Source organism: Shewanella septentrionalis (assembly GCF_025370265.1).
Lineage (GTDB): Bacteria > Pseudomonadota > Gammaproteobacteria > Enterobacterales > Shewanellaceae > Shewanella > Shewanella hafniensis.
Window position 1 is genome coordinate 1 of record NZ_JAMTCC010000020.1, and the last position, 23,418, is coordinate 23,418.

The 23,418-nt window shown below is 45.4% G+C and carries 17 protein-coding genes and 1 pseudogene; 6 read left to right on the forward strand and 12 right to left on the reverse strand.

Going from position 1 to position 23,418, the window contains the following annotated elements:
* Positions 1 to 63: 63 nt before the first annotated feature.
* Positions 64 to 1,041 (forward strand): transposase, encoded by a 978-nt coding sequence (locus NE536_RS12645; RefSeq protein ID WP_261272902.1) that lies wholly within the window; start codon positions 64 to 66, stop codon positions 1,039 to 1,041.
* Between the two features lie 791 nt (positions 1,042 to 1,832).
* Positions 1,833 to 3,476 (forward strand): methyl-accepting chemotaxis protein, encoded by a 1,644-nt coding sequence (locus NE536_RS12650; RefSeq protein WP_261272903.1) that lies wholly within the window; start codon positions 1,833 to 1,835, stop codon positions 3,474 to 3,476.
* Between the two features lie 136 nt (positions 3,477 to 3,612).
* On the opposite strand, the pseudogene NE536_RS12655 reads toward NE536_RS12650, so the two are convergent.
* The 9 genes and pseudogenes from NE536_RS12655 to NE536_RS12695 all read right to left on the reverse strand — a co-directional run bounded on the left by NE536_RS12655 (position 3,613) and on the right by NE536_RS12695 (position 12,598).
* Positions 3,613 to 4,717: pseudogene (locus NE536_RS12655) on the reverse strand (ISAs1 family transposase).
* 216 nt (positions 4,718 to 4,933) lie between these two features.
* Positions 4,934 to 5,512, reverse strand: a complete 579-nt coding sequence (locus NE536_RS12660) for a porin family protein (RefSeq protein ID WP_261272904.1) — start codon at positions 5,510 to 5,512, stop codon at positions 4,934 to 4,936.
* A gap of 461 nt (positions 5,513 to 5,973) precedes the next feature.
* Entirely contained in the window at positions 5,974 to 6,669 is a 696-nt protein-coding gene (locus NE536_RS12665) for a DUF4336 domain-containing protein (protein ID WP_259524327.1), read from the reverse strand.
* 448 nt (positions 6,670 to 7,117) lie between these two features.
* Positions 7,118 to 7,810 (reverse strand): Crp/Fnr family transcriptional regulator, encoded by a 693-nt coding sequence (locus NE536_RS12670; RefSeq protein ID WP_261272905.1) that lies wholly within the window; start codon positions 7,808 to 7,810, stop codon positions 7,118 to 7,120.
* Positions 7,811 to 7,935: 125 nt separating this feature from the next.
* Positions 7,936 to 8,670 (reverse strand): nucleoside phosphorylase, encoded by a 735-nt coding sequence (locus NE536_RS12675; protein WP_063884273.1) that lies wholly within the window; start codon positions 8,668 to 8,670, stop codon positions 7,936 to 7,938.
* The gene (gene pnuC, locus NE536_RS12680) at positions 8,667 to 9,401 is read right to left on the reverse strand and encodes a nicotinamide riboside transporter PnuC (protein ID WP_006083229.1); all 735 of its coding nucleotides are present in this window, start codon (positions 9,399 to 9,401) and stop codon (positions 8,667 to 8,669) included. Before pnuC ends, NE536_RS12675 begins: the two co-directional genes overlap by 4 nt.
* A 569-nt stretch (positions 9,402 to 9,970) precedes the next feature.
* Positions 9,971 to 10,828 (reverse strand): class I SAM-dependent DNA methyltransferase, encoded by an 858-nt coding sequence (locus NE536_RS12685; RefSeq protein WP_261272906.1) that lies wholly within the window; start codon positions 10,826 to 10,828, stop codon positions 9,971 to 9,973.
* A gap of 254 nt (positions 10,829 to 11,082) precedes the next feature.
* Positions 11,083 to 11,544, reverse strand: coding sequence for a hypothetical protein (locus NE536_RS12690; RefSeq protein ID WP_261272907.1), 462 nt, complete (start codon positions 11,542 to 11,544; stop codon positions 11,083 to 11,085).
* Positions 11,545 to 11,824: 280 nt separating this feature from the next.
* Positions 11,825 to 12,598 carry an EAL domain-containing protein gene (locus tag NE536_RS12695; RefSeq protein WP_261272908.1) on the reverse strand — a complete coding sequence of 258 codons (774 nt, stop codon included), beginning with the start codon at positions 12,596 to 12,598 and terminating at the stop codon, positions 11,825 to 11,827.
* A 292-nt stretch (positions 12,599 to 12,890) separates the two neighbouring features.
* Here NE536_RS12695 and NE536_RS12700 point away from each other — a divergent pair, with 292 nt between their 5' ends.
* Positions 12,891 to 15,044 carry a TonB-dependent siderophore receptor gene (locus NE536_RS12700; RefSeq protein WP_261272959.1) on the forward strand — a complete coding sequence of 718 codons (2,154 nt, stop codon included), beginning with the start codon at positions 12,891 to 12,893 and terminating at the stop codon, positions 15,042 to 15,044.
* A 97-nt stretch (positions 15,045 to 15,141) separates the two neighbouring features.
* On the opposite strand, the gene NE536_RS12705 is transcribed toward NE536_RS12700, so the two are convergent.
* Positions 15,142 to 15,855 (reverse strand): oxidative stress defense protein, encoded by a 714-nt coding sequence (locus NE536_RS12705; protein WP_261272909.1) that lies wholly within the window; start codon positions 15,853 to 15,855, stop codon positions 15,142 to 15,144.
* A gap of 417 nt (positions 15,856 to 16,272) precedes the next feature.
* On the opposite strand from NE536_RS12705, the gene rimO reads away from it, so the two are divergent.
* Positions 16,273 to 17,691, forward strand: a complete 1,419-nt coding sequence (gene rimO, locus NE536_RS12710; protein WP_261272910.1) for a 30S ribosomal protein S12 methylthiotransferase RimO — start codon at positions 16,273 to 16,275, stop codon at positions 17,689 to 17,691.
* A 195-nt stretch (positions 17,692 to 17,886) separates the two neighbouring features.
* Here the strand turns inward: rimO and fumC are convergent, their stop codons facing one another.
* On the reverse strand, positions 17,887 to 19,290 hold the full coding sequence (gene fumC, locus NE536_RS12715) for a class II fumarate hydratase (RefSeq protein WP_261272911.1): 1,404 nt from the start codon (positions 19,288 to 19,290) through the stop codon (positions 17,887 to 17,889).
* A 216-nt stretch (positions 19,291 to 19,506) separates the two neighbouring features.
* On the reverse strand, positions 19,507 to 19,731 hold the full coding sequence (locus tag NE536_RS12720) for a ribosome alternative rescue factor ArfA (protein WP_011847915.1): 225 nt from the start codon (positions 19,729 to 19,731) through the stop codon (positions 19,507 to 19,509).
* 275 nt (positions 19,732 to 20,006) lie between these two features.
* Between NE536_RS12720 and NE536_RS12725 the strand changes: the two genes are divergently transcribed.
* A complete protein-coding gene (locus tag NE536_RS12725) occupies positions 20,007 to 20,855 on the forward strand; it encodes a substrate-binding periplasmic protein (protein ID WP_006083237.1) in 849 nt (282 codons plus the stop codon).
* Positions 20,856 to 21,131: 276 nt separating this feature from the next.
* Positions 21,132 to 23,258 (forward strand): TonB-dependent receptor, encoded by a 2,127-nt coding sequence (locus NE536_RS12730; RefSeq protein WP_261272912.1) that lies wholly within the window; start codon positions 21,132 to 21,134, stop codon positions 23,256 to 23,258.
* Positions 23,259 to 23,418 lie beyond the last annotated feature (160 nt).

Consider the following 23,418-nt stretch of genomic DNA (forward strand, 5'->3'; position numbering starts at 1 on the left):
GTTAATGGCGAGGTAGTTAACCTCCGACTATGCTTTGGTTAAGCATTAAACAAGGAGGTTGGTATGCCGCGCCCTCGCAGAACTCAAATTAGTCTTGAAGACACCCCTTTTTATCACTGTTGCAGTCGTGTCGTTCGACGTGCTTTTTTGTGTGGCGATGATGATTACTCAGGTAAAAACTATGACCATCGCCGCGCTTGGGTAGAGTCGCTACTGTTTGAACTCGAAGCCGTTTTTGCCATAGATGTGGCGGCCTTTGCGGTGATGTCCAATCATCTACATGTGGTTTTACGCATTGATGTAGAGACAGCAAACCGCTGGAGCGACAGAGAGGTGCTTGAGCAATGGCATAAGCTATTTAAAGGCGATGAATTAACACAAAAATTTGCTAAAGGCGAGTTGGTTGAGGCCTATGAGGTCAACAGATTAAAACATTCCATAGCGATATATCGTAGCCGTTTATGTGATATCAGTTGGTTCATGCGTTGCTTAAACGAGCCGATAGCAAGACAAGAAAATCAAGAAGATAACTGTACAGGTCGTTTTTGGGAAGGTCGCTTTAAGTCACAGGCTCTACTTGATGAAGCCGCTGTTTTAGCCTGTATGACCTATGTTGATTTGAATCCCATCAGAGCCAAAATGGCTGACACGCCAGAACAATCAGACCATACCAGCATTCAGCTACGCATTCGGGCAGCATTGAAAGGTGATCAGCCTAACAATCTACTGCCTTTCATTGGTAATGAACGCGATAACCAACCTAATGGAATCGCGTTTACACTCAAGGATTATCTTGAGTTAGTTGAGGATACAGGGCGGATCATCCGCAACGACAAGCGTGGTGCAATAAGTGAAAATAGCGCCAACTTACTGACAAGATTAAATATATCCCATGAAAATTGGTTAAAACTGACCACAGAGTTTGGTAAGCTATTTCATGGTCCAGTGGGGACGCTGCAAGAACTGACCGATTACTGCGAGCATTTAGAGAAGCGACGACGGCACTTTGCTAAATGCTGCCGGTACCTTAACGCTGGCTGATTTCAAGCCTGTTTCATTGCTCGTTCCTTCAAGACCTCCAACGAGGCAATGGGTTGGGCTTTTTTTACTAAAAATATCGTTTTTTCGGCCAAATAGGTCAATTTAGTCAGTCATCATCCTCTGGAGCAATACCTCGCAAGCTTTTTAGCCACTAAGTAACTTTTAGTCACTTGGATGCTAACTGAAAGTACATTATGTTCTTGTTTTATATTGGGCGGCCTGATTTGTTACTGATTTGTTATTCTTTATTAAAAGGATAGCGCGTGATGCAGACAGAACGTCTGCGTAGCTTTCGGGGGAAAGGGGCGAATGAAAATCGGTGATTTTCGTGCTGATGAGCGAGAGGCTAGGCCTGCCAAACTAGAGGGCTTATATGGATAAAGCAAAACCATCGGAAGCGTTAGCTATTTTCAAATAAGCACGAAGCCATGCCTTATAAATATGCATGTAATTTCGCTAGGAACCTCTGGCTGTATATAAAAACAATCCAAGGAGGATCGGGAACAGCAATCCTACTTAATCGACTCTTGATTAAAACTCACGAATGAAGCTGCACGAGCTTGGCGACGTCCCTTAAAAACAACCTACCTATTCGCTGTGTTGCAAAAATTACCTAATATAATAAGAAAAAAAATGCAAATAATGACTTACAAATATAATCAATAAAAAACACTGAAATTCAAAGAAATTACCAATTAAATCGCTATAAGTCACAGTTTAATACGGTTTAAAAATCTAGAATCCAGAGCCATTCATCATATATTTCATACGGTTATTTTTGGAGTCAGGTTGTGAGTCAAGCCATCTTTTCCAAGCTTTCTTTACGCAAGTTGTTAATCACTTTGTTCTCGGCGCTTTTAGCGCTGTTTTGCCTATCCTTGGGTACTATTGCCTATCATTTGCAAGAGGTTAAAAGTCAGATAAGCCTGTTAGAACGTGAGTATCACAGCAACGTTCAAGCTGCCGCTTTACTTCAACTGGTATCGGGCCTCAGACGTGAACAGTTGGGTTACAGCTTAAGGCGGGTACTGGATGCGCCTATGAGCGAAGAATCGCGTCAATATCTGCAAGACCAGACATTGTTGATCCAAGCCGCACTTAATGAACTCAAACAAGGTTCAGGGAAAGACACTCTAGTACAGTTAGAAAAACTGAACGCACCACTACAAGCATTTATGGAACTACATACTCAATTCTTGAAACAGGATAATAACGACCTGCCAGAGAATACCGCCAATATGCTGACATCAATGGAAGCATGGCATATTTACAATAACGTGGAGACAGAACTCAGCGCCTTAATGACGCTGGAAACTCTGAAAGTCAGCTCCGCCAGAAATGCTAGTGAACAGGCAATCCAATCCCTTAGTAGCAGTCTGATTATCGTCTTCTGCCTCTTTGTGACGATCGCACTCGGGGCCGCATGGTTCCTACTGCGCCGGATCTTTATTCCCCTTGGCGCAACCACTCAAGTACTGGAAAACATTGCTTCTGGTGATCTCGCAACCCGTATTCCGATGGAAAAGTTCACCAGTAGTGAATTCACCCATTTAGCAAAAACCCTTGAGCAAATGCGTATTACATTACAGGATATGATCTCTCAGATTGGCGCGGCTTCTGTACAGTTGGCCGCCGCCGTGGAAGAGATGAGTACAATCGCCGCCGAAGCGGCCGAAGATATGCACCAACAACGCGCTGAAGTTGACCAAGTGGCAACCGCAATGACGGAGTTGCAAAGCTCAATTAGCGATATTTCCCGTAATACCACTCAAACGGCCGATCAGGCCAATCTAGGTGTGCAAGCCACGGCCGAAGGGCAGCAGGTGGTATTACAAACGCTGGAAACGATTCGCAACTCAGATGTCGAAATCACGACCGCCAGCGAAGTGATTGGTCAATTGCAAAAAGACTCAGACTCCATCGCTATGGTGCTAGAAGTCATTGGCCAAATCACAGAACAAACCAATCTTCTGGCCCTCAATGCTGCCATTGAAGCCGCCAGAGCGGGTGAAGCAGGCCGAGGCTTTGCCGTGGTTGCAGATGAAGTACGCACTCTCGCCAGCCGCACTCAAAGCTCAGCACGGGAAATCAAAGGCACCATAGAGCAACTGCAACAAAGAGCCCTGCATGCCAATGAAGTCATGCAAAAAAGCCGAGAGCGCATGCAAGGGAGTGTTCGCTGTGCAAATGAGGCCAGTGATGCAATTGAAAGGATCAGCGCTGCCATCAGTATTATCAACGATATGGCTATTCAAGTAGCCAGTGCCACCGAGCAGCAAACCGCCGTAACTGGCGAACTGGGTGTCAACATCATTAATATTAGTGATGCCGCCACTAAGGTCTCAATGGGAACTGGCCATGTATCTCAGTCCAGCCAGGAACTGAGTCAACTGGCCCACAACTTAGCTCAGTTGATTAGTCGCTTCCGCACCTAACACGCGCTACCACTCAGCCTCATGTGGCCACTCGGGCGCATGAGGCTTGCCCCAACCACAAAAGCTATCCCAGGTTCCATCAATCGGGAGGTGCCCTACCTTGATCTCAGGGCGGGATTAAGCTTTGTTAAATATCTTAACCAAAAAAAATCTCGCTCCTAAAATCGCCATTCCATGCTGCCTTTCTTATCTTGGTTGGTTTGCTGGCTTTTAGCGGATGCTGCTCTAAAAGGTTCAGCACGATACGCCGAAATAACGCCATATTCTTCGCATTTTCACTGTCACCAATCCTTGAACAGTCTTCCCTAAAGGTGACGTCAAGTACCCAGTGTTGCTGGTTCTCGATGTGCCAATGCTGACGCACCGCTTTGGCTGCAAGTTCGACATCTAGCGGCAAAGAACTTAAGTAATAATCCGTATTTATGGTTGTAATGCCTTTACATGTTCGTTGACGTTCAACTGCAATGAGTGACTTGGCTGATGGCCACTTTTTCGCGAGCGCCTGTGGCAGCTTTGCTGGAATTTGAAACGTTGTGCGACGCTCCTTACGACCATGCCCCTTGTCACCCTCTTCGATACTCAATATGTCGACGCCGTCGTTATCCCAGTGAGGTTGAAATTGCATCTCAATGGCCTGCCTCAGTAGCGGTTGGTTGCCTTTGACCTGAACAACATAGTCGCCTTTAGCTTTGATGATTTGTTGAAGCGTTTCCCGCTGGCAGTGAAGTGCATCAAACGTCACAACAGCGTCTTTAATGTCTAACATGTGCAACAGCGCTTGAACCGTTGCGATTTCGTTACCTTTGGTCCTGTGTATCTTGCTGATAAAGCACAATACCTTGTTCGGTATCAAAGGCCGAAACGAGGTGTAGCGCATTTTTAGCACCATGTTGATTAACAGCCCCACGCAAGGTTTTGCCGTCAATAGCGATCAATGGCTTGGATGAGGTTTCTCTTAAACTATTTGCCCAACTAAAGAGCGTTAACACCAGTATTTCGGTATCAATAACTTTAATAATCCGAGCAATGGAATGCCGAGTCGGGATCCCTTTGTCAAAATCTCGATGTTTACGTAGCCAAGATAGGTTCTCTTGGCCGAATTCTTCGATAGCTTGCCAGCCATCACAACCTGAAGCGATTGCGGCTAAAACAAGAAAAATAATATCAACTAAATCATGGTCTAGGTTGATATGAGAGCGAGGGTCTTCGATGAGTTTCAAGTGTTCAAATAAGGAATGGATTAGGCTCAGTAGAATAACATGCCCGATCAGATCATGCAGATAGGAAGAAGTTCCCTACTGTTAACAAAGTATGATCCCGCCCTGACCTTGATCTTTCTTTAAAAGAATGAAACCCAATAAAAACTACAAAGATAATATCAAAGTAAAAAGGTGTGACACTTAGCGTGTCACACCTAGATAATCAATTTTTAAATTATAAATATCAAAAACGAATAATTAGAATCGATATTCAACACCTAAACTGGCTTGTTTAAAGTCTGTGTCTGTATCTGCACCGTTGCTAACATTCTCAACGGTAATTCCTGCATCATACCAAGTGTACTCGGCATTAATTAAGAATCGATCTGTGACTTTAAATGCGACACCGGCACCGGCGAACACACCTTCACCATCTTTATTTCCAGAAAAACCTAACACATCATAATCAGTGGAATACCATAGTTGCCCACCTTTAGCGTACAACTCAACGCGATCTACAATGGGATATGAGACTTTTAGCGCAGCGGTATAACCATCTGTTTCTGCATTAGATAAACTATTGCCATAATCACCGAAGTTGACGTATCCGCCTTCGATAGCTAAATATTGGTTGAAGCGATAACCAACAAGCCCTTGAATAACATCGCTATTGTCATCGAAGTCATCTTTACCATCGACTTTTAAATAACCATAGTTAGCACCAACATAAATGCCATTTTCTGCGACATCATTATTTTTCATGTTCTCTGCATGAGAGTAAACACTAACAGAGGCTAAAGAAATAATGGCGGCCAAAGTAAGAATGGTATTTTTCATAATGTACTCCTAGTTAATTATTTAAATACGCTAAGTACATTACAAAAGTAATGCCAGACTTACCGAACTCAATCTAAATAGATTTAAGAAAGTTAATAAAAAACACTACTATCAATGCTATAGCTTAATCAAGATAATTTAAAATGAAGAAAAACCGTCTAAAATAACAGCTAAAATCACTTATATATTAATAGCGGTAATTTGCACTCACTCTGGCTAATGTATTTATTGCCTATTGAATTGTAACTATTTCATAGATAAGGGATAAATTCACAACCACGCTACATTCCATCAACCTACTACCCCTCACAAATTAGTCATCATTCATGTCACATGGGTTAATTTTAAATAATATTGCAGATAGTTAACTCCCGAATTCAACTATAAAGTGTCCGCCTTTTATTCGCTGATAATGTATATCGGTTTAAACGCTAAAATGATATTGGGGGAAAATAATAATATTATCCCTCCCTATTTACCCAAGAAAATGATTTTTCCAAAAATGCCGTTGCATCATTCTCGATAATAAGACCATGGGCCATGATGATGGCTTTGGGCTCCCAAGCTAATATTTTATCAATATGACTGCGCGCTTGTGTCTTAGCAAACATAAAACTTAAGCGCCAATCTAAGGGCATTTTACCGTTTGGAGCGAGTATTCCCGCTCCGCGAGCCAATAATCGCTGTAAGGCATTAAAAGATTCGGGTGAAAAGTTCTCGATAAGATCCGTCACAATCAAAGTACGCGATGCTTTATGAAGGAACACACATTCCTGCATGAAATGAGAGCCCGTAAATAATATTTGGTCAATATCAGTCGCCCACATGGCATGAAATTGAGCGGTGAACAGCCCGTCAAAATGGAGATCTGGCCGCTTTGTTTGAACTTCCGCAGTGCCAAAGCTTTGGGCCTGCGGATAACGTTGCTGCCAGTCCTTTAAAAATAGGTGGTGCAAGTGGTTAGGCGCAATAAGATAACGAACTTCGCCTAACGCTTCGACCAGTGCCTGAAGTTCAGGGGTGAGTTTGATTGGGCTATGTACCCACAAAGCGCCATTATTTAAGCGGATCACTGTCATCCGTGTGGTATAGGGCAAGGTAAAAAATGGTACGGCTTCACCATCAAAAATCCACAGGTTTTCTGCTAGTTGCTTCATATCAACTCTCCATACTGCCAGTCATTCCATCAATAATAGCGTTCGCTTTACCGTACATTGAAGCACGAAATCAGCCGCCAGCCATCATCACAAAAGTATGAAAAGAGAATAGAAAAGCCAGAGCACCCAAGACTCATTTTGTTTTTAAGGGCTAACAACATCTAAATTAAAGCAATGCATCTTCCCCTGCGAAGTAGTCGAAGTGCTCGAATAAGAATGCCATTGAGATATCATGGATGATGAAACAGGCTAAAGGAAAATACATTTTCCTTTATAAATAGGACTTAAACGATACGGCTAAAATTAACTTAGCCTAACTTAACTTAGAAAAATTAAGCATTATCTATTATGGGAATAATTATCGCGAAGTAACGTTATCAAAATGAATGTCTAACTTATTTACTAATATAAATTCGTTTTACCACACTCACAGACACATATAATCTGACTACAAATCATTATGGCTACTGTCATCAAGAAATGCTTTTAAACCTTGGCGATCTAAAATTTCCAAATGTGCCCCTTGTTTCCGGACTAAGCCACGAACAACTAACTCTTTCACTGCTCGTCGATAAACGCGGCTAATTGTACCAAAACGTTCGGCTTCAGGGTCGATTTTAGTAAAACCACCAAGGACAACAGTATTGCTATCTCGTATCCATAGATCATAGGCAATGTTATACACTATGGGGCGTAATAATCGTTGGGTATAGATATCCATGGAGTCTTGATAATCATCAGCTAAAGCACTGGCAAAAAACATCGCCATTTCAGGATGAGCCTGTAAGGATCTCGTCAGCTTCGCCACGGAAATAGCCGTTACATCAATATCCTGTTCAGCGACTACACTCCACTGACAAAGATTTTGATTTAAAAACTCCATTTCACCAAAGATTTGTTCAGTACACTGCACCTCACCAAGCTGAAAACGCTTACCACTAGCGACAGTAATATTCATAGAGACTCGGCCGTGAGGCACTAGGTATAAATGGTCTACAACTTGCCCTTGGGTTAGCAGAGCAGAACCTTTGATGAGGTGACGAGTAGCGACTGCACAGTGCATTAATTTCTGCCGAAATTGCTCACTGTGTGCTTTAAGGAATGGATAAAAGCGAGTATTCGGGTTTGGCTCGATCTGCATTTGTTGTGACCAATCATTGTGATGGCATCACTTTACATGCCGCAGCAATAACGCTTCCACTCATTCGAGGCACATAAAATAGATTCCATCGATAGAGTAGCGCGCCATTGACTACGATTGTGAAGTTAACTCCTATGGCTTGTTAGCGCTTGCAACGCAATCATTGCTGAACGCTTTTCCCCCTCAATCATACCGCCGTTAACTTGTTTAAACTGACCAATACCTTCTTTAACTTCCTGCTCAAATAGAACAACGTTATTAAGAATGGATGCAACCTGCAAACCACGGAAACGCCCGACCGTTAACAGTGCAGAGGTTTCCATGTCAGCAGCGAGTACACCACGCTGGTGCCAAAACTCACAAATTTCCGTCTCTTGGTCGGTATAAAAACTGTCATGGGAACGCACTAAGCCTAAGTAATATTTACTTTGAAGTTGCTTAGCTGCACTAAGTAAGGCCGCAACTAAGGCATGATCGGCTACAGCAGGATAGGATGCAGGAAGATAGCTCAAGGAGCCCCCTTCGTCACGAACGGCCCCTTCGGCAATAATCAATTCTCCTAGGCCAATATTGTGTTGCAACGCTCCTGCAGATCCAACACGAATGATGGTAGTAACTCCGCACTGTTTAAGCTCCTCTAATGCAATCAGCATTGAAGCAGCGCCTATACCTGTACTGCAAATCGTGACATCTATACCGTTAAATCGTGCATTAAATAACTGAAACTCACGATTACTGGCAACTTGTTTGCCGTTTTCACACCAACCCGCGATACGCGCTGCACGAGCAGGATCACCACACACAATCACTCTAGAAGCTATATCGTCAGCACTGACGGCAATGTGTGGTTGTAGGTTCATAGCACCGCCTGCTTTGAGGATTTGGCTTGGTTAGACTTTGCAGTTGCCATCCATACTCGCGTGCCATTCAATGCGATGAACAGCAGAATTGCGTATTCGATAGACATGGCGTAAACCCCTTGCGCAGCATACACACCAACACTAATCACGTTTATCACAACCCACAGAATCCAGTTTTCAACATACTTGCGGGTCATGAGAATTTGCGCGACCACTGACAATACAGTCATTGTGGCATCCCAAAACGGGAAGGCATCAGGATCTAAAGGTTTAAGGACGATATCATTTCCGAAGGCGTTGAGTGTGTTAGTGGCGATTTTAGCTAACGCTGCAAAGAAAGGGTCAATGAAGATAGTCATCAAACAAATAGCGACAATACTGACCACGCCAGTAATGAGCAGTTTTTGTTTAGATAGCCAACGCACTTGTAGTGATTCGCCATCAATAGTATTGGGACGAGTCCACGCATACCAGCCGTAGATATTGGCGACAAAAAAGAATAATTGCAGAATTAATAATCCATATAGTTGGATTTGGTAAAAGATGATTGCAAACAAAGTCACATTAATTAAACCAAAAAAATAGTTAATCGTTTTCTCTTTGCTTGCACACCAAATACACAATAAACCAAATACAGTGCCAACCATTTCAATCCATGACATGGCATAGCCACTGCCCAGAGGAATATTAACAAAGGTATTATTGATACTAAACCATGAAATAATGTCCATATAGCGATCCTTTTTATCCGTTAAACATCGAGATAATAAAAATACTCAATAATCAAGGCTAAGAAACGGACTTTTGTCCCTTTCATTGGCGATGGTTTGATTTCGTGATCCAATCCCGCTTTTGGCTAGTTTAAATGCGGTTTGCTTAAGGGGACAAAATGATCGGGCAAGTAAGGCTCTTATATCTAACATATTTAAACATCAGTACTTAGCACCCAGAAATACACCTTCCCTCAGAGTTACCGCAGGATGAATGAAAATCAGTGTTTTTCTGGCTTGTGAGCGAGACGAGGATTGCCGAACAGGAGTATTTTACATGGATGTAAAGCGAGGACTTCGAAAGCCATAGCCCCTTTGGCCATGAGTAAAAGAGGCTTTCAAATCCGTTAAGAATGCCGGCCATATTTTACAAATAAGCCAAAAGGAGAACAGGTACTTCTCCCCTTTTGGTCAGCGCTTAATGAATAATCACGGATGGAGCCCAACGACTTTAACTTTCTCGTTAAAAGAATGAAAGTTCAAACGAAGTTCGAAGACGATTGCCCAATTGCCGAACCTTCAACAGAAGGTCAAATCTTCACGCAGACAAACAGCGCGTTGCCGGATGCGAGATCCCACGGGACGATTCTTTCATAATCGTGTTCGAAAACATGCACTTCAAAATAGGGGGCTAACAGTTCTTGAAGTTCTGTGAAGCTAGTCGCGACCATGGCATGTTGATCTTGCCATTGCTCAATGCTGTGTAGTTCTTGTAAGCCAACGTCCTGCAAACCTGCGGCGTGTAACCCCGCTTCCAGCGAGCCTAAATCTTTCATATCAGAGGCTGGTAAAGGCGAAGCTGACACCTCAGTAAACGGCAGACTGCTTTTGGCAATACTCAGCTTTAATGACTGTTTCTCGCCTTGACCACTGTAATGCCAGCCGGATTCGAAGGCGAAATGACTACCATCAAACTCGGCAAAATGCTTAACCGAGGCCGTGTTATCGATTCTGTGTTTATCGACCGTGTTAAAACAAAACAGTCCGCCGTCATTGAGCGCACTGTGCACACTGGCGATACAACTTTTAAGGCGTTCGATACAAGCGCTGTAGTGGATGGAATATAAAAAACAGGTAATCAAGTCGACGCGCTCTTCTAAATAGAATGCTGTCATATCTTGCAGGTTAAACTGGGCTTCGGGACAACGGCGCATGGCCATGTCGAGCATGGGCTGATTAATATCGAGGCCACTGCATTGATAACCAAGATCGATAAAATGCCGCACATGCGGACCCGTACCACAAGCTAAATCAAGGTGTTGTTTACCGTTATTGCCAAGGAACTGATGCAGACGATGGATGCTCGCACTCTGTTGCTGGTAGTTAATATCAGAACACATTAAATCGTAATAGCCGGATAAATCGGTATAGAGCGCGTTGGAAGACATAGTAGCGAATAGGTAACAAGGGCAATTTTAGGTGGCGCATGATATATCAGTTAGCCGATATCAGAAACAAACAATTGCCCCACAGCTCAGTACGGCTAAAGCTAAAGCGGCCAATTGTGCACTCAAGGATTCAAATAAGTATGTTGGGTAGGAGAGCCGCTAAGCGCGATAATCGCAGATAGAATAATATGTTAGCCAAAGAAATGAAATCGCAGTGAACTCACAACACACATCGAGCTCACACTCGCAATTAACTACTTGCAGGCGCATCTCGCGGATTGCTCGCAAGGCGGCGCGGCGGCCACTTCACACATACCCGCAGTTTTACCTTCGCCAACACACCAAGCATTACAGTCAAAGGTATCAGGATGACCTAAGTCGTCACTGTGACCGTGTATCACATCTTTGCCAGGATTGGATTCGACTAACAAGCCATCGGGCAAACACGCCTCGCCAAACATTCTGCCATTAGGCACACCTTGTTCATCGGTGCCGACATGGCAACCGGCAACACCGGGTGCAACACCATCACTGTCCTTCCACCAGCTCTGTTTATTCTCTTGCCAATCTGAGGGTTTAAATTCTATGATACCCATGGCACCCGCCATTCCCTTGGCGCCATCCGAGGGTTCACCGATTTCACCGTGGGCAAATACTGGGCTAGCTAGCAGTAAGGAACAAGATACTAATAGGGTTAAAGCTGTAAACTGTTTCATAACACCTCCTTTGTTTGAGTCAGAGTAAGCTTAGTCAGATGTGTCGATATCACCACCTTTTCGCGGCGCTAACTCCGCAAGGGTAAGAGCGGCGATTCAAATATCCGCCCCAATTTAAACTAAGCCATCATCGCGTTTGTCGTTTTTACTGACAGGCACAGACACACTCGCCGCACTTAACGTGCTGGCAAGTGTCTGTTAATTAAATATTTTAGATTCGATGGTAAACGCAAAAAAGCAGAAGAATAACCAGATAGTTTAAGACGTCGAACGAGCGCGGCTATGGTGCATGAAAGTTCAGCTCTTCGTAGGTGCTTAAATGTTCGAGCTTAGGTTTAGCAAAGTAATAACCCTGAAAATACTCAATCCCGATTCCAGCGAGATAATTCAGTTCGGCTTCGCTCTCAACGCCTTCGGCCAAGACTCTGGTATTAAGTTCTAGACAAATACGCAGTATTTCATCCACCGCCAGCTGTTTTTCTTTATCGACATCGATATCACGGATCAAAGTCATATCGAGTTTTAGCACTTGGGGACGCAGGGCATCTAACCAACTTAAATCAGCAAAACCACTGCCAAAATCATCGATTGCGGTGATAAAACCACGCTTAGCATAACTCTCGAAGATGCGGACTAATTTCGCTCGATCGACAATTTGCTCACCCTCTGTCACTTCGAACATGATTTTGTGAATATCAAACCCATACATGTCAGCGGCTTCAATCGTCGCGCGGATACAAGTCTCAGGGTTATACACGGCATTAGGCAGAAAGTTGATACTGAGCATCTTATCGAGTCCCAGTTTGGAGGCGGTTTCTATCGCTTTAACTCGGCAGGCCTGATCGAAATAGTACTTGTTGCTTTCGTTAATCCGCTCAAACACCCATCCAGCGCCCTCTCCATTGGGCCCACGGACAAGGGCCTCATATCCGTGGATCTCACGACTAGGCCAATGAATGATAGGTTGAAATGCCATGCGAATTTCAAATCCTAATGACTTACCACTTAAGCAATCCATGCATGTTTGCTGCTTTATTCGAGCGGGGAAATCCATAAACGGCCTCCTTAACATCACCTTACTAGTGTGAGGATAAATGTTTAAATTTGCCAGTTTTTACTGTTCATCATGTTAATAAAATCTTTCACCACAAGGTGTTGGCATTTCATCATGAGCACTTACCTCACCCACGCAGACCACAAGGTAAATCAGGCTTAAGTAGTATTCGCGAGTTTAACCTGCAAAATTTAACAAATGTAAATGATAACGAATATCATTAACTTAACCGTACGCTTACGTTATATTGTGCTCACTTTTCCATCCCATCCCCAAAATATCAGGCTTAATGATGAACACACTGCGCTTGTCCACACTCTATTCAGCAATAATCATTGCACTATCGACTGCTATGCCAAGCTATGCCGATGAGGCCGCTCCCAATGAAAATGTCGATGAAAAAATTGAAAAAATAGAAATCAAAGGCAGTTATATTGCAGGTTACAACGCCAGTACGGCCAGTGGTGCTTCAAAATTAGAATTGCCAATCAGTGATATTCCGCAATCTGTCTCTGTGATTACCAGCGCGCAAATGAGCGACTTCCAACTCACCAATATCAATACTGTTTTAGATACAGCGACGGGTGTCAATGTTGAACGTATCGAGACTGACCGTACTTATTACACCGCCCGCGGCTTTGATATCACTAATTTCCAGATTGATGGTATCGGCCTACCATTAAGCTCCGGCAGTAACCATTCTGACGAAGATACCGCCATTTATGACCGCGTTGAAGTGATCCGCGGCGCCAATGGTTTAATGACAGGTGTGGGTAATCCCTCAGCCACGGTTAACTTTATTCGTAAGCGCCCAACGGCAGACAATCAATTTAACATTAATGCCAGCTACGGCAGTTTTGACAACGCCCGCCTTGAACTCGATGGCACAGTGAATTTGGGCGAAAAAGTCGCTGCCAGAGCGGTGGCGGTGAAGCAAGTTCAAGATTCCTATCTTGATCGCTATCAACAAGACAAGAATGTCCTGTATGCCATGCTTGAGGCACAATTATCCGATAACACCACTCTTTCACTCAGCCATGCTTACATTAAAAATGACACAGATGGTGGCCTATGGGGTGCACTGCCGCTGTATTATACCGACGGTAGCGCGACCAATTATGATCGCTCTACTAGCACCTCGGCCAATTGGTCATCATGGTTAGTTGAGAAGCACAATACTGTGGTTGAGCTAAGTCATTACTTTAACGATGACTGGCACCTGCGTGCGACTTACTCGCATAAATCAACCGATGAAGACACCCAGCTTTTTTATGTTTACGGCACACCAGATAAAACCACAGAGCTAGGTCTGACCGGTTACGGCAGTGAATACGATGCAACGGAAAGCAGCGATTTGGCCGATGTGTACGTTAAAGGCGATATCAATTTGTTTGGCCGTGAACACCAGTTAGTTTTTGGCCTAAACTACTCAACGTCAGACAAACAAGAACACTCACTCTACGACTACACCACAGGCAATGGTTTCCCTGCCATGCCAGACCTCAATACGTGGGAAGGCAATACGCCCTATCCCACCTTTGCCGACAGTCCATTGGGGAGCGATGTTAACTCAACCCAAAAAGCCGCTTATTTCACTGGACGGTTTAATTTGTTTGAAGACATGCACTTAATTACTGGTGGCCGCTTTAACCAATGGGAAGCAAAAGGTGAATCCTACGGTGAATCACGGGATACCGATGCACAAGATTTCATCCCTTACCTAGGGCTTGTCTATCGTTTTATGCCAGAACTGGTCGCCTACGCTAGCTATACCGAAACCTTCCTCGCACAAATTAAAAGAGACATTAACAATCAATTGATTGACCCAGTGACAGGCGAAAGTCGTGAGGTCGGTTTAAAGAGCGAATTATTTGATGGTAAGTTAATCGCCAGCCTCGCCTACTTCGATGTCGAACAAGTGAACTTGGCTGTTCCACTCAACAGCAATCCTGATAACACGATTTTTATTGCTGGTGATGGGATCAATAGCAAAGGTTACGAACTGGATATAGCGGGAGAGGTTTATCCGGGCTTACAGGTGAGCTTAGGTTATACCGACTTCAACATTAATGGCCGCGATGATGTTGCCAAACTGGTAAAAGAATACACGCCAAGTAAGTTATTTAAGTTAAGTGCCGTCTATGAATTTGAGCAACTCGAAGGCTTAAGCTTTGGTGTTAACATGCGCTGGCAGGATGATATCTCTCGCACACAGGATGACGTAGTTGCTGATGGTTTTGCCAATGCGGGTGACCCTATTATCACGAAACAAGATGCCTATGCTATCGTCGATTTGATGGCGCGCTACGCATTTACCGACAATGTTAGCCTGACCGTTAACGCCAACAACATCACCGATGAGAAATACCTCAACAGCCTCTATTGGGCCCAAGGTTTCTACGGTGCACCAGCCAACTATAGTGCAACTGTAAGCTGGAAGATGTAACCCTAGCGGCAGCCAATAAGAACTGGCGAACAAAAAGGGCAGACTCGATTTAAGTCTGCCCTTTTCTATTCTTCAGCACTTATTACTTCAACACTGACTACTTCAACTTATAAATCACTTCGATTCTATCTTCTATGCTCACTTGGCCGTACTGATAGCTCTCGGCGGCGCCCATGGCATCGGCTTTGGCGCTCATGCGTAACATGACAGGTTGCACGGGGCGTTGATCGTAATAACGGATCTGCCAGATCTTACCTAGGTTCTCCCCAAAACCTTTAGCCAAAGACTCGGCTTTTTGTTTGGCATCCACAATTGCAGCTTGGCGTGCCTTGGCGACATATTCCGCTTCTTTGCTCGATTTAAGGGCGATGTTATTCACCCGATTCATGCCCTCTTCCAAAGCCGAATCTAAGATTGCATTTAAGCGGCTAAAGTCTGTTACCGTCACGGTAATTTGACGACTGGCGGTGTAACCCGTCAGCTCTGGCGCCTTATCCTGCACATACACGTATTGCGGTTGAAGATTTAAATTCGCGCTCTGGATCTGGTCTTTAGTCACTCCCGCTGCGGTGAGACGGGCGATAAACTTAGCCACGGCGGCATCGGAATTATCCTTGGCGGCTTTAGCGGTTTTTTCGGTCACGGCCACTTCCACATTCACATCCGCCATATCGGGCTCGACTTGGATTTGGCTGACCCCCATGGTTTCAATGTGGGGGAAATCGACCTCAGCGGCGAGCACTGCTGGCGCCATAAACGTACTCGAAAAAAGACCACCCGCTACCAATACCGCTAAAAGAGAATTTTTCATAACTTACTCCAAAATAATGTGCTTATAGCTAAACCACTTCAAATAGAACGCATATTCAAACGAGACGGCTAACACGACTGTGTCGCTTATTTAGCGCTTAGGCTATCAGTAAAAAGTGCCAATACCTGTACCAATATGTAACAGCATCAACAAACTGTCTCTTGCTCGCTATAAACGCGGCGGATTTTAAAAAGGGTTAATTTTTCTGAAAAATATTTAGCTCTTTTTATCCCTATGAGTTCGACTGCGGATCTCTAGCGGATATCTCTATACCCACACCCAAAATAGGCCTTAGGGTTAACTGGCATATTCAGCGCCCCAGTTGTACACTTTTCAGCCAAAGCTACTGTACCTTTTAACCACTTCAGGTATAATCCGCCATCTTTTTTAAGGCGGCTTATACCTCAGCGAGAAACCATGACAGTTGAAACTTTTAAACCCAAGCAAACGACCACGCTTGATATCCCAGTAAAAACATTAGAAGCAGCAAGCACTAATGCTGTTACCACTGGGAATCGCATCGGTTTCGTGTCTTTGGGCTGCCCAAAAAACCTCGTGGATTCAGAGCGTATTCTGACTCAGTTACGCATCGACGGCTACGAAGTGACTAACAGCTACGACAATGCCGACTTAGTTATCGTCAACACCTGCGGCTTTATCGATGCTGCGGTTGAAGAATCTCTGGATGCTGTGCGTGAAGCCTTAGAAGAAAACGGCAAAGTGATCGTAACTGGCTGCCTTGGCGCCAAAGAAAACCAAATCCGCGAAGTGCACCCAGATGTGTTAGAAATCACTGGCCCACACAGCTACGAAGCTGTGTTGAAGCACGTTCACAAATATGTGCCTAAGCCAGAACACAACCCTTTCACATCATTAATCCCACAAACTGGGGTTAAGTTAACGCCTAAGCATTACGCTTATTTAAAGATTTCAGAAGGTTGCGACAACCGTTGTACTTTCTGCATTATTCCTTCACTACGTGGCGATCTCGACAGCCGCCCAGCGGGCAGCATCTTAGATGAAGCCAAGCGTCTAGTTGAATCAGGCGTACAAGAAATTCTAGTCGTGAGCCAAGATACCTCGGCCTACGGCAAAGACAAAGGCGGTCGTACCGATTTTTGGAACGGTATGCCAGTCAAGCAAGACATTACTAGCCTAGCGCGCCAACTGGGTAAAATGGGCGCTTGGGTGCGTCTGCATTACATCTATCCATACCCATGGGTTGACGATCTGATCCCGCTGATGGCCGAAGGTTTAATCCTGCCGTATCTGGATATTCCAATGCAGCATGCAAGCCCACGTATCCTGAAGATGATGAAACGCCCAGGCCGTGTTGACCGTCAGTTAGAAGCGATTCAACGCTGGCGTGAAATTTGTCCCGATCTAGTGATCCGCTCGACCTTCATCGTCGGCTTCCCAGGTGAAACCGAAGAGGATTTCCAAATCCTGCTCGATTTCTTAAAAGAAGCCCGCCTCGATCGCGTCGGTTGCTTTAAGTATTCAGAAGTGGATGGCGCTGTCGCCAACACCATCGCCGAACTTATCAGCGAAGAAGTGAAAGAAGACAGATACCACAGATTTATGGAAGTCCAAGCCGAGATCAGCGCCGAGCGTTTAGCCCGTTTCGTTGGCCGTACCTTAGATATTCTGATTGACGATGTAGACGAAGAAGGCGCCATTGGCCGCAGCTTTGCCGACGCACCAGAAATCGACGGTATGGTGTTCATCAATGGTGAAACTGAGTTGGAACCTGGTATGTTGGTTCGTGCTCGCATCATCCATTCAGATGAACACGATCTGTGGGCTGAAGTAGTCGACGCTGATACCCAAGACTAAGTTATTCTGATACAGGACAGGCTATGACTCAAAAAGCGAACCTCTGGTTCGCTTTTTGTTTTTTTATCATTCGATGCACCGTAAACATTAACACTGCGAATGCTTCAGCATCCTTACTCCACTGTTTCGCCTCACTATTTCTTTCGCTCATTTATCAGCAGCTAGGCTGAGACATTATGTATTAAGCAATAGATATTAAGCATCTGGCCCCAACATCTTATTGGCATCGACCCAAAGCTCGAATTCTTCTGCCGTGACAAACTCAAGTTCTAAGGCCGCTTGGCGCAGCGTCTTGTGTTCGCTATGGGCTTTTTTGGCGATCTTAGCGGCCTTTTCATAACCGATATGTTGATTCAACGCCGTCACTAGCATGAGTGAGTTTTCCACATGCAGAGCAATTTGCGGTTCATTTGCCACTATGCCGACCACGCAATGGTCATTAAACGACTGACAAGCATCCCCCAATAAGCGCCCCGATTGCAGCACATTGGCGATAATCATCGGCTTAAACACATTGAGCTCAAACTGACCATTGCTGCCACCAATGCCAACGGCGACATCATTGCCCATGATTTGCGCGCAGACCATAGTCATGGCCTCGACCTGAGTCGGGTTCACTTTGCCCGGCATAATCGACGAACCCGGTTCATTTTCAGGCAGGAATAACTCAGCGATGCCGCAGCGTGGGCCAGAACCTAACATCCTAATATCATTTGCGATCTTCATTAAACCTACCGCCGCGACTTTATAGGCCGCCGACAGGGCGACTAATTCATCGTGGGCAGCAAGGGCGGCAAACTTATTCGGCGCCGTCACTAAGGGCAAGCCTGTGAGTTTTGCGATATTGTCCGCCACCTTAACGGCGTAATCCTTATGCGTATTCAGCCCAGTGCCGACAGCAGTCGCACCTAAGGCTAACTCGGCCACCCGCTTGAGACTGTGCTCAATGCCTTCGATGCCATGACTTAATTGCGCGGCGTAACCCGAAAACTCTTGGCCCAAGGTTAACGGTGTCGCATCCATAAAATGCGTGCGGCCGATTTTAACTAGGTGCGCAAACTCCTCGGCCTTGTGCTGCAAGCTCTGCTGTAGTGACGTCATGCAGGGCAAAACCAGCTCAACGGCTTGACGATAGGCAGCAATGTGCATGGCGGTGGGAAAGGTATCATTGGAGGATTGTGAGCGGTTAACATCGTCATTGGGGTGCAAACATTTAACTGCATCGGTGAGTTGTCCACCCGAGAGCACATGGCCGCGATAGGCGATCACCTCATTGACGTTCATATTGGTTTGCGTGCCCGAGCCCGTTTGCCAAATCACCAAGGGAAATTGCGTATCGAGTTCGCCCGCAATCAGCTCATCGCACACTTGGGCAATCAGTTGGGCTTTAGCTTGAGTCAAAGTGCCGAGTTGTTGATTGGTGATGGCGGCGGCCTTTTTGAGATAACCAAATGCATGGATCACTTCAATCGACATTGACGCTTCGCCCCCGATACGAAAGTGCTGCCGCGAACGCTCGGTTTGCGCGCCCCAATAACAATCAGCGGGGACTTTTACCTCACCCATAGTGTCCTGTTCGATTCGATATTGCTGTGCCATGCGCATCTCCTTCGCTAAAACCCTCTAAGCGTTCACCATACTCGCTCAGGGTAAAAGTACCAATTCATTCCAAGCTAAGCTCTCAGAAGGAAAGCGACTATCGACAATAAGGCTGATTTAAGCGTAAAGACGGATGTTGAGGCTGGCGAAGTAGCAGTAACGGGCAGGACTAACGAGGGACTAAAGCAAGCGGGCTAAAACAGGGGAAATAACAGATCAACAAAAGCTCAGACGTAGAAAGTCAAAAGGGGCATCGCCCTTGTGCTGATGCCCCTTTCGGTTTTGTGCATTACGGTCGTATGACCCTTTGCCCTTTTTCGCTTTCTCGGTACGGGTCCTAAATAAAGGACTCGTCACTAACGCTTTAAGTGCGTTGTCGGTAATGGTGCCTCGGCCACTTTCGTGCTCTAAGGTCATATTTTGCGGTTTTTGCTTAGTCATTTTATCCCTCACTGCTTAATGAAAGTTAAGCCCATGGCCTAACAGCGCAAACTATAACGCAATCAAATCAGATGTACAGAGTTTGTGCACTCCAACATAAAAAATGGCTTTGACTAGTAGGAAAGTATGATAGATTATTCAAACAAAAATAATATATTAAGCTTAATAATCAATAAGATTTAGTTAATGAATTTTAAGATTTAGTTTACGGATTTTGCCATAACCTTTATTGGCACTCAGGTTACACTTTGTAATCGACAGATAAGGAGATCAATTTGAAATCCACCTTAGTCGCTCAACCTTGGCTCGGCGCACTGCTTTTGCTGATGACGCTTCAAGCCCCGCTCGCCAATGCCTTTTCCAGTTCAGACGCCTGCGTGATTACCATGGGGTATCGCACCAGCGAACGCTTACCTTTTATTGGAGATGAGCCCAATAACACGGGATTTTATCACGACCTTTACCAAGCGGCAGCGGACAAGATTGGCTGCAAACTCAATGTGGTGCGCGCACCTAAATTACGCATACTGCGGGATCTCAAACTCGGCAATATCGACTTTTATCCCGGGCTTAACTTCACCGAAGATCGGGCTAAATACGCGCATTTTATCCCTAATGGACTTTCAGAACGCGCCATAGGCATTAGCCGTGCGGGCGCCGCCGATATTCGCTCGATTGAGCAGTTGGTCAACAACAAGATGACCCTCTTAATCGCCCCCGGCAGTTACGACTTTGGCGGCCTGCCGGACAAAATACAAGTACGTAAACCGCCTGAACTCAATGTGTCTAAAGCCTTGGATTATTTGCTTTCAAACCAAGGGGATTTTTTCATCTACGATCAAACCACACTGCATTATTACCTTAACGATCGCGACCCCACTCAGTTCAAACTCCACTATGACTGCTGCCAATCAGCGCAGGAAATGTACCTCGGCTTCTCGAAAAAAAGCCGTCACTACCGCGGTAGGCACAACCCAAACTATCGCGCCGATACCCCCATCAGCCCAGACAATAATCCCACAGTGTTAGCGCCTGATTCTAAAGCTTTCCAGTTTGCCAAAGCACTCGCCGCCATGGATTCCCAAGGCGAAACTCAGCGGCTGTATAGCAAGTATTTTGGTTAGCTCGCATCTTAAAAACTCATCCCACCTTTGACGGCCGATAAGACAAGGTTCCATTGATACGCTTATCGATGATTGATGATTGATGAGCACAATGTTTAAAGAGTCAAAGAAAATCATGGCCTAAGTGATTCAAGTGCGAGGAATTTACCTTCTGCTCAAGCTCAATTCTGTTTTTAACTCGCTTTGTTACCCTCTGCGACAATATGCCGCACCTGCCACACTGAGATGCTCTTTATAATGCAGCGCAATTAATCCAAGTGAATGGAAGACAATAAGATGGCTGCAAATTCTGCGTATTTATCTCACCCGTTTAAAACTTCAGTAATTTCCTCATCCCTCGCAATCGCCATGGGCTTATCGTTAGCACCGCAGGCAATGGCCGATGACAGCGAGTTAGCCAATATTGAACGCTTAGAAGTCCACGGCCAACAGACCGAAAACCGCAACACGTTAGGTTCGGCTGAAAACCTGCTGAAAGGACAAGGAGTAGATTTCTCCGAAGCGGGTGGCGTATCGGCCCTGCCTATCCTCAATGGCATGATGGGCGATCGCATTAAAGTGTTAGTTGATGGTGCGGACATTACCGCTTCCTGCGCCAACCAAATGAATCCACCGCTGTCCTATATTTCCGCCAATCAAGTCACCACAGCCGAAGTGATTGCGGGTGTTTCGCCCGTCAGCGCGGGTGGCGACAATATCGCGGGTGTGATCAAAGTCAGCAGCCTTAATCCTAAATTTGGCGAAAGCGATAGCATAAAGTGGAATAGCGGCGATATCTCAACGGGATACCGCAGCGTGAGTGATACCTTGCTACTGGGCACCAATGCCACAGTTGCCAGCAAAAATATCAGCCTTAGCTATCAAGGCGCCTATGAAGATGCCAACAGCTATAAAGATGGCAATGGCGATAAAGTCATAGATACTCTATACCGCGCACAAAACCATGCATTGACCGCCGCATGGCGCGATGAGACTCAACAAGTTGCCATCAAACTGACCCATCAAAATATTCCATTCCAAGGTTTTGCTAACCAATACATGGATATGACGGATAACAAGAGTTACGGTGCCCTCGCCCGTTATCAACTCAAACTCGACGATGACGGTGAGTTCAGCGCCCAATTCAATTGGCACGGCGTGAAGCACGAGATGGGCTTTTTCACCCCAGAGAAAACCGGCAAGATGCCGATGAACACTGAAGGTGATGACTACAGCTATCAACTGCACTGGCGCTTGCCAATAGGCGATGACAGCACCTTACTGGTCGGCCAAGAATATTATAGCTACCAGCTCGACGATGTTTGGCCTGCGGTGCCTGGCACTATGATGGCGCCCAATGACTACATCAACATCAACGATGGTGAACGCCGCCGCGCCGCCGTTTATGGCGAATGGCAGCAAGATTTAAGTCAAAGCTGGTGGTTATCGGCGGGTGTTCGCTTTGAGTATGTCACCACCAATACAGGTGAAGTCCAAGCCTATAGCAACATGCCTATGATGGGCATGCCGAATATGGATGCCGCTGCGGCGCAGGCCTTTAACGAGATGGACAGAAAGCGTGATGATAATCTGATCGATGCCACCTTACTGGCGCGCTATCAATTATCGACTAATCAACAACTTGAGTTTGGTTTAGCCCGCAAGAATCGTGCACCGAATCTGTACGAACGTTACAGCTGGGGCCGCGGCACTATGGCGACCACTATGATAGGTTGGTATGGTGATGGTAATGGTTACGTAGGTAATCCGGATCTTAAACCAGAAACCGCCCATACCCTGAGCGCAGCCTACAAATATAACGGTGATAGCTGGCAAGTCTCGACCACAGCTTGGTACACAGCTGTGACTGACTATGTCGATGCCGAAGTCATTGGTAGCTTCAACCGCACCAGTTCGCCTGATGGCAAACGCAATATTCTCCAATTCACTAACTTAGATGCCAATCTCTATGGCGCACGTTTTAATGCGCTCTATCAGTTTGCCGAAACCAGCACAGGTAAATGGCAAGTGTTAGGCAAAGTGAATGTCACCCGTGGCGAGCGAGATGAAGGTGATGAACCTTTATATCAAATCAAGCCGTTGCAAACAGAGCTGGCACTGCAACATCAGTTAGGTCAGTGGGAAAACAGTCTTTCATGGCAATGGGTTGCGACCAAAGATCGCGTAGATGACCGCCGCCTTGAAAATGAAACCGACAGCTACTCCTTGCTCAATTTGAACAGCAGTATGAAATGGCAGGATCTGACTGTCACCTTCGCCGTGAATAACCTGTTCGACAGCTACTATGAGCTGCCACTGGGCGGCGTAAGTGTAGCGGAATTTAAGGCCGATAATACCAATGGCTTTAACCAAATTGCCGGTGCAGGTCGCTCGTTCGAACTCAACGCAAGCTATGCATTTTAACGACTGATTTTAAAGGCACTGTTTTTAACAACAGAGTTTTTAACAGCGCGGATTTTTAGGTCGAACAGCTCTAATCCAAACGTTAAACAAAAAGGGCAAGCAGATTAAGTGATTAATCGCTTGCCCTTTTTTTATGCTCAAACCACATTCATGCTACTAG

Coding starts and splice junctions, on each gene's coding strand:
- NE536_RS12645 (WP_261272902.1), top strand. CDS start 64: ATGCCGCGCCCTCGCAGAACTCAAATTAGTCTTGAAGACACCCCTTTT.
- NE536_RS12660 (WP_261272904.1), bottom strand. CDS start 5,512: ATGAAAAATACCATTCTTACTTTGGCCGCCATTATTTCTTTAGCCTCT.
- NE536_RS12665 (WP_259524327.1), bottom strand. CDS start 6,669: ATGAAGCAACTAGCAGAAAACCTGTGGATTTTTGATGGTGAAGCCGTA.
- NE536_RS12670 (WP_261272905.1), bottom strand. CDS start 7,810: ATGCAGATCGAGCCAAACCCGAATACTCGCTTTTATCCATTCCTTAAA.
- NE536_RS12675 (WP_063884273.1), bottom strand. CDS start 8,670: ATGAACCTACAACCACACATTGCCGTCAGTGCTGACGATATAGCTTCT.
- pnuC (WP_006083229.1), bottom strand. CDS start 9,401: ATGGACATTATTTCATGGTTTAGTATCAATAATACCTTTGTTAATATT.
- NE536_RS12685 (WP_261272906.1), bottom strand. CDS start 10,828: ATGTCTTCCAACGCGCTCTATACCGATTTATCCGGCTATTACGATTTA.
- NE536_RS12690 (WP_261272907.1), bottom strand. CDS start 11,544: ATGAAACAGTTTACAGCTTTAACCCTATTAGTATCTTGTTCCTTACTG.
- NE536_RS12695 (WP_261272908.1), bottom strand. CDS start 12,598: ATGGATTTCCCCGCTCGAATAAAGCAGCAAACATGCATGGATTGCTTA.
- NE536_RS12700 (WP_261272959.1), top strand. CDS start 12,891: ATGAACACACTGCGCTTGTCCACACTCTATTCAGCAATAATCATTGCA.
- NE536_RS12705 (WP_261272909.1), bottom strand. CDS start 15,855: ATGAAAAATTCTCTTTTAGCGGTATTGGTAGCGGGTGGTCTTTTTTCG.
- rimO (WP_261272910.1), top strand. CDS start 16,273: ATGACAGTTGAAACTTTTAAACCCAAGCAAACGACCACGCTTGATATC.
- fumC (WP_261272911.1), bottom strand. CDS start 19,290: ATGGCACAGCAATATCGAATCGAACAGGACACTATGGGTGAGGTAAAA.
- NE536_RS12720 (WP_011847915.1), bottom strand. CDS start 19,731: ATGACTAAGCAAAAACCGCAAAATATGACCTTAGAGCACGAAAGTGGC.
- NE536_RS12730 (WP_261272912.1), top strand. CDS start 21,132: ATGGCTGCAAATTCTGCGTATTTATCTCACCCGTTTAAAACTTCAGTA.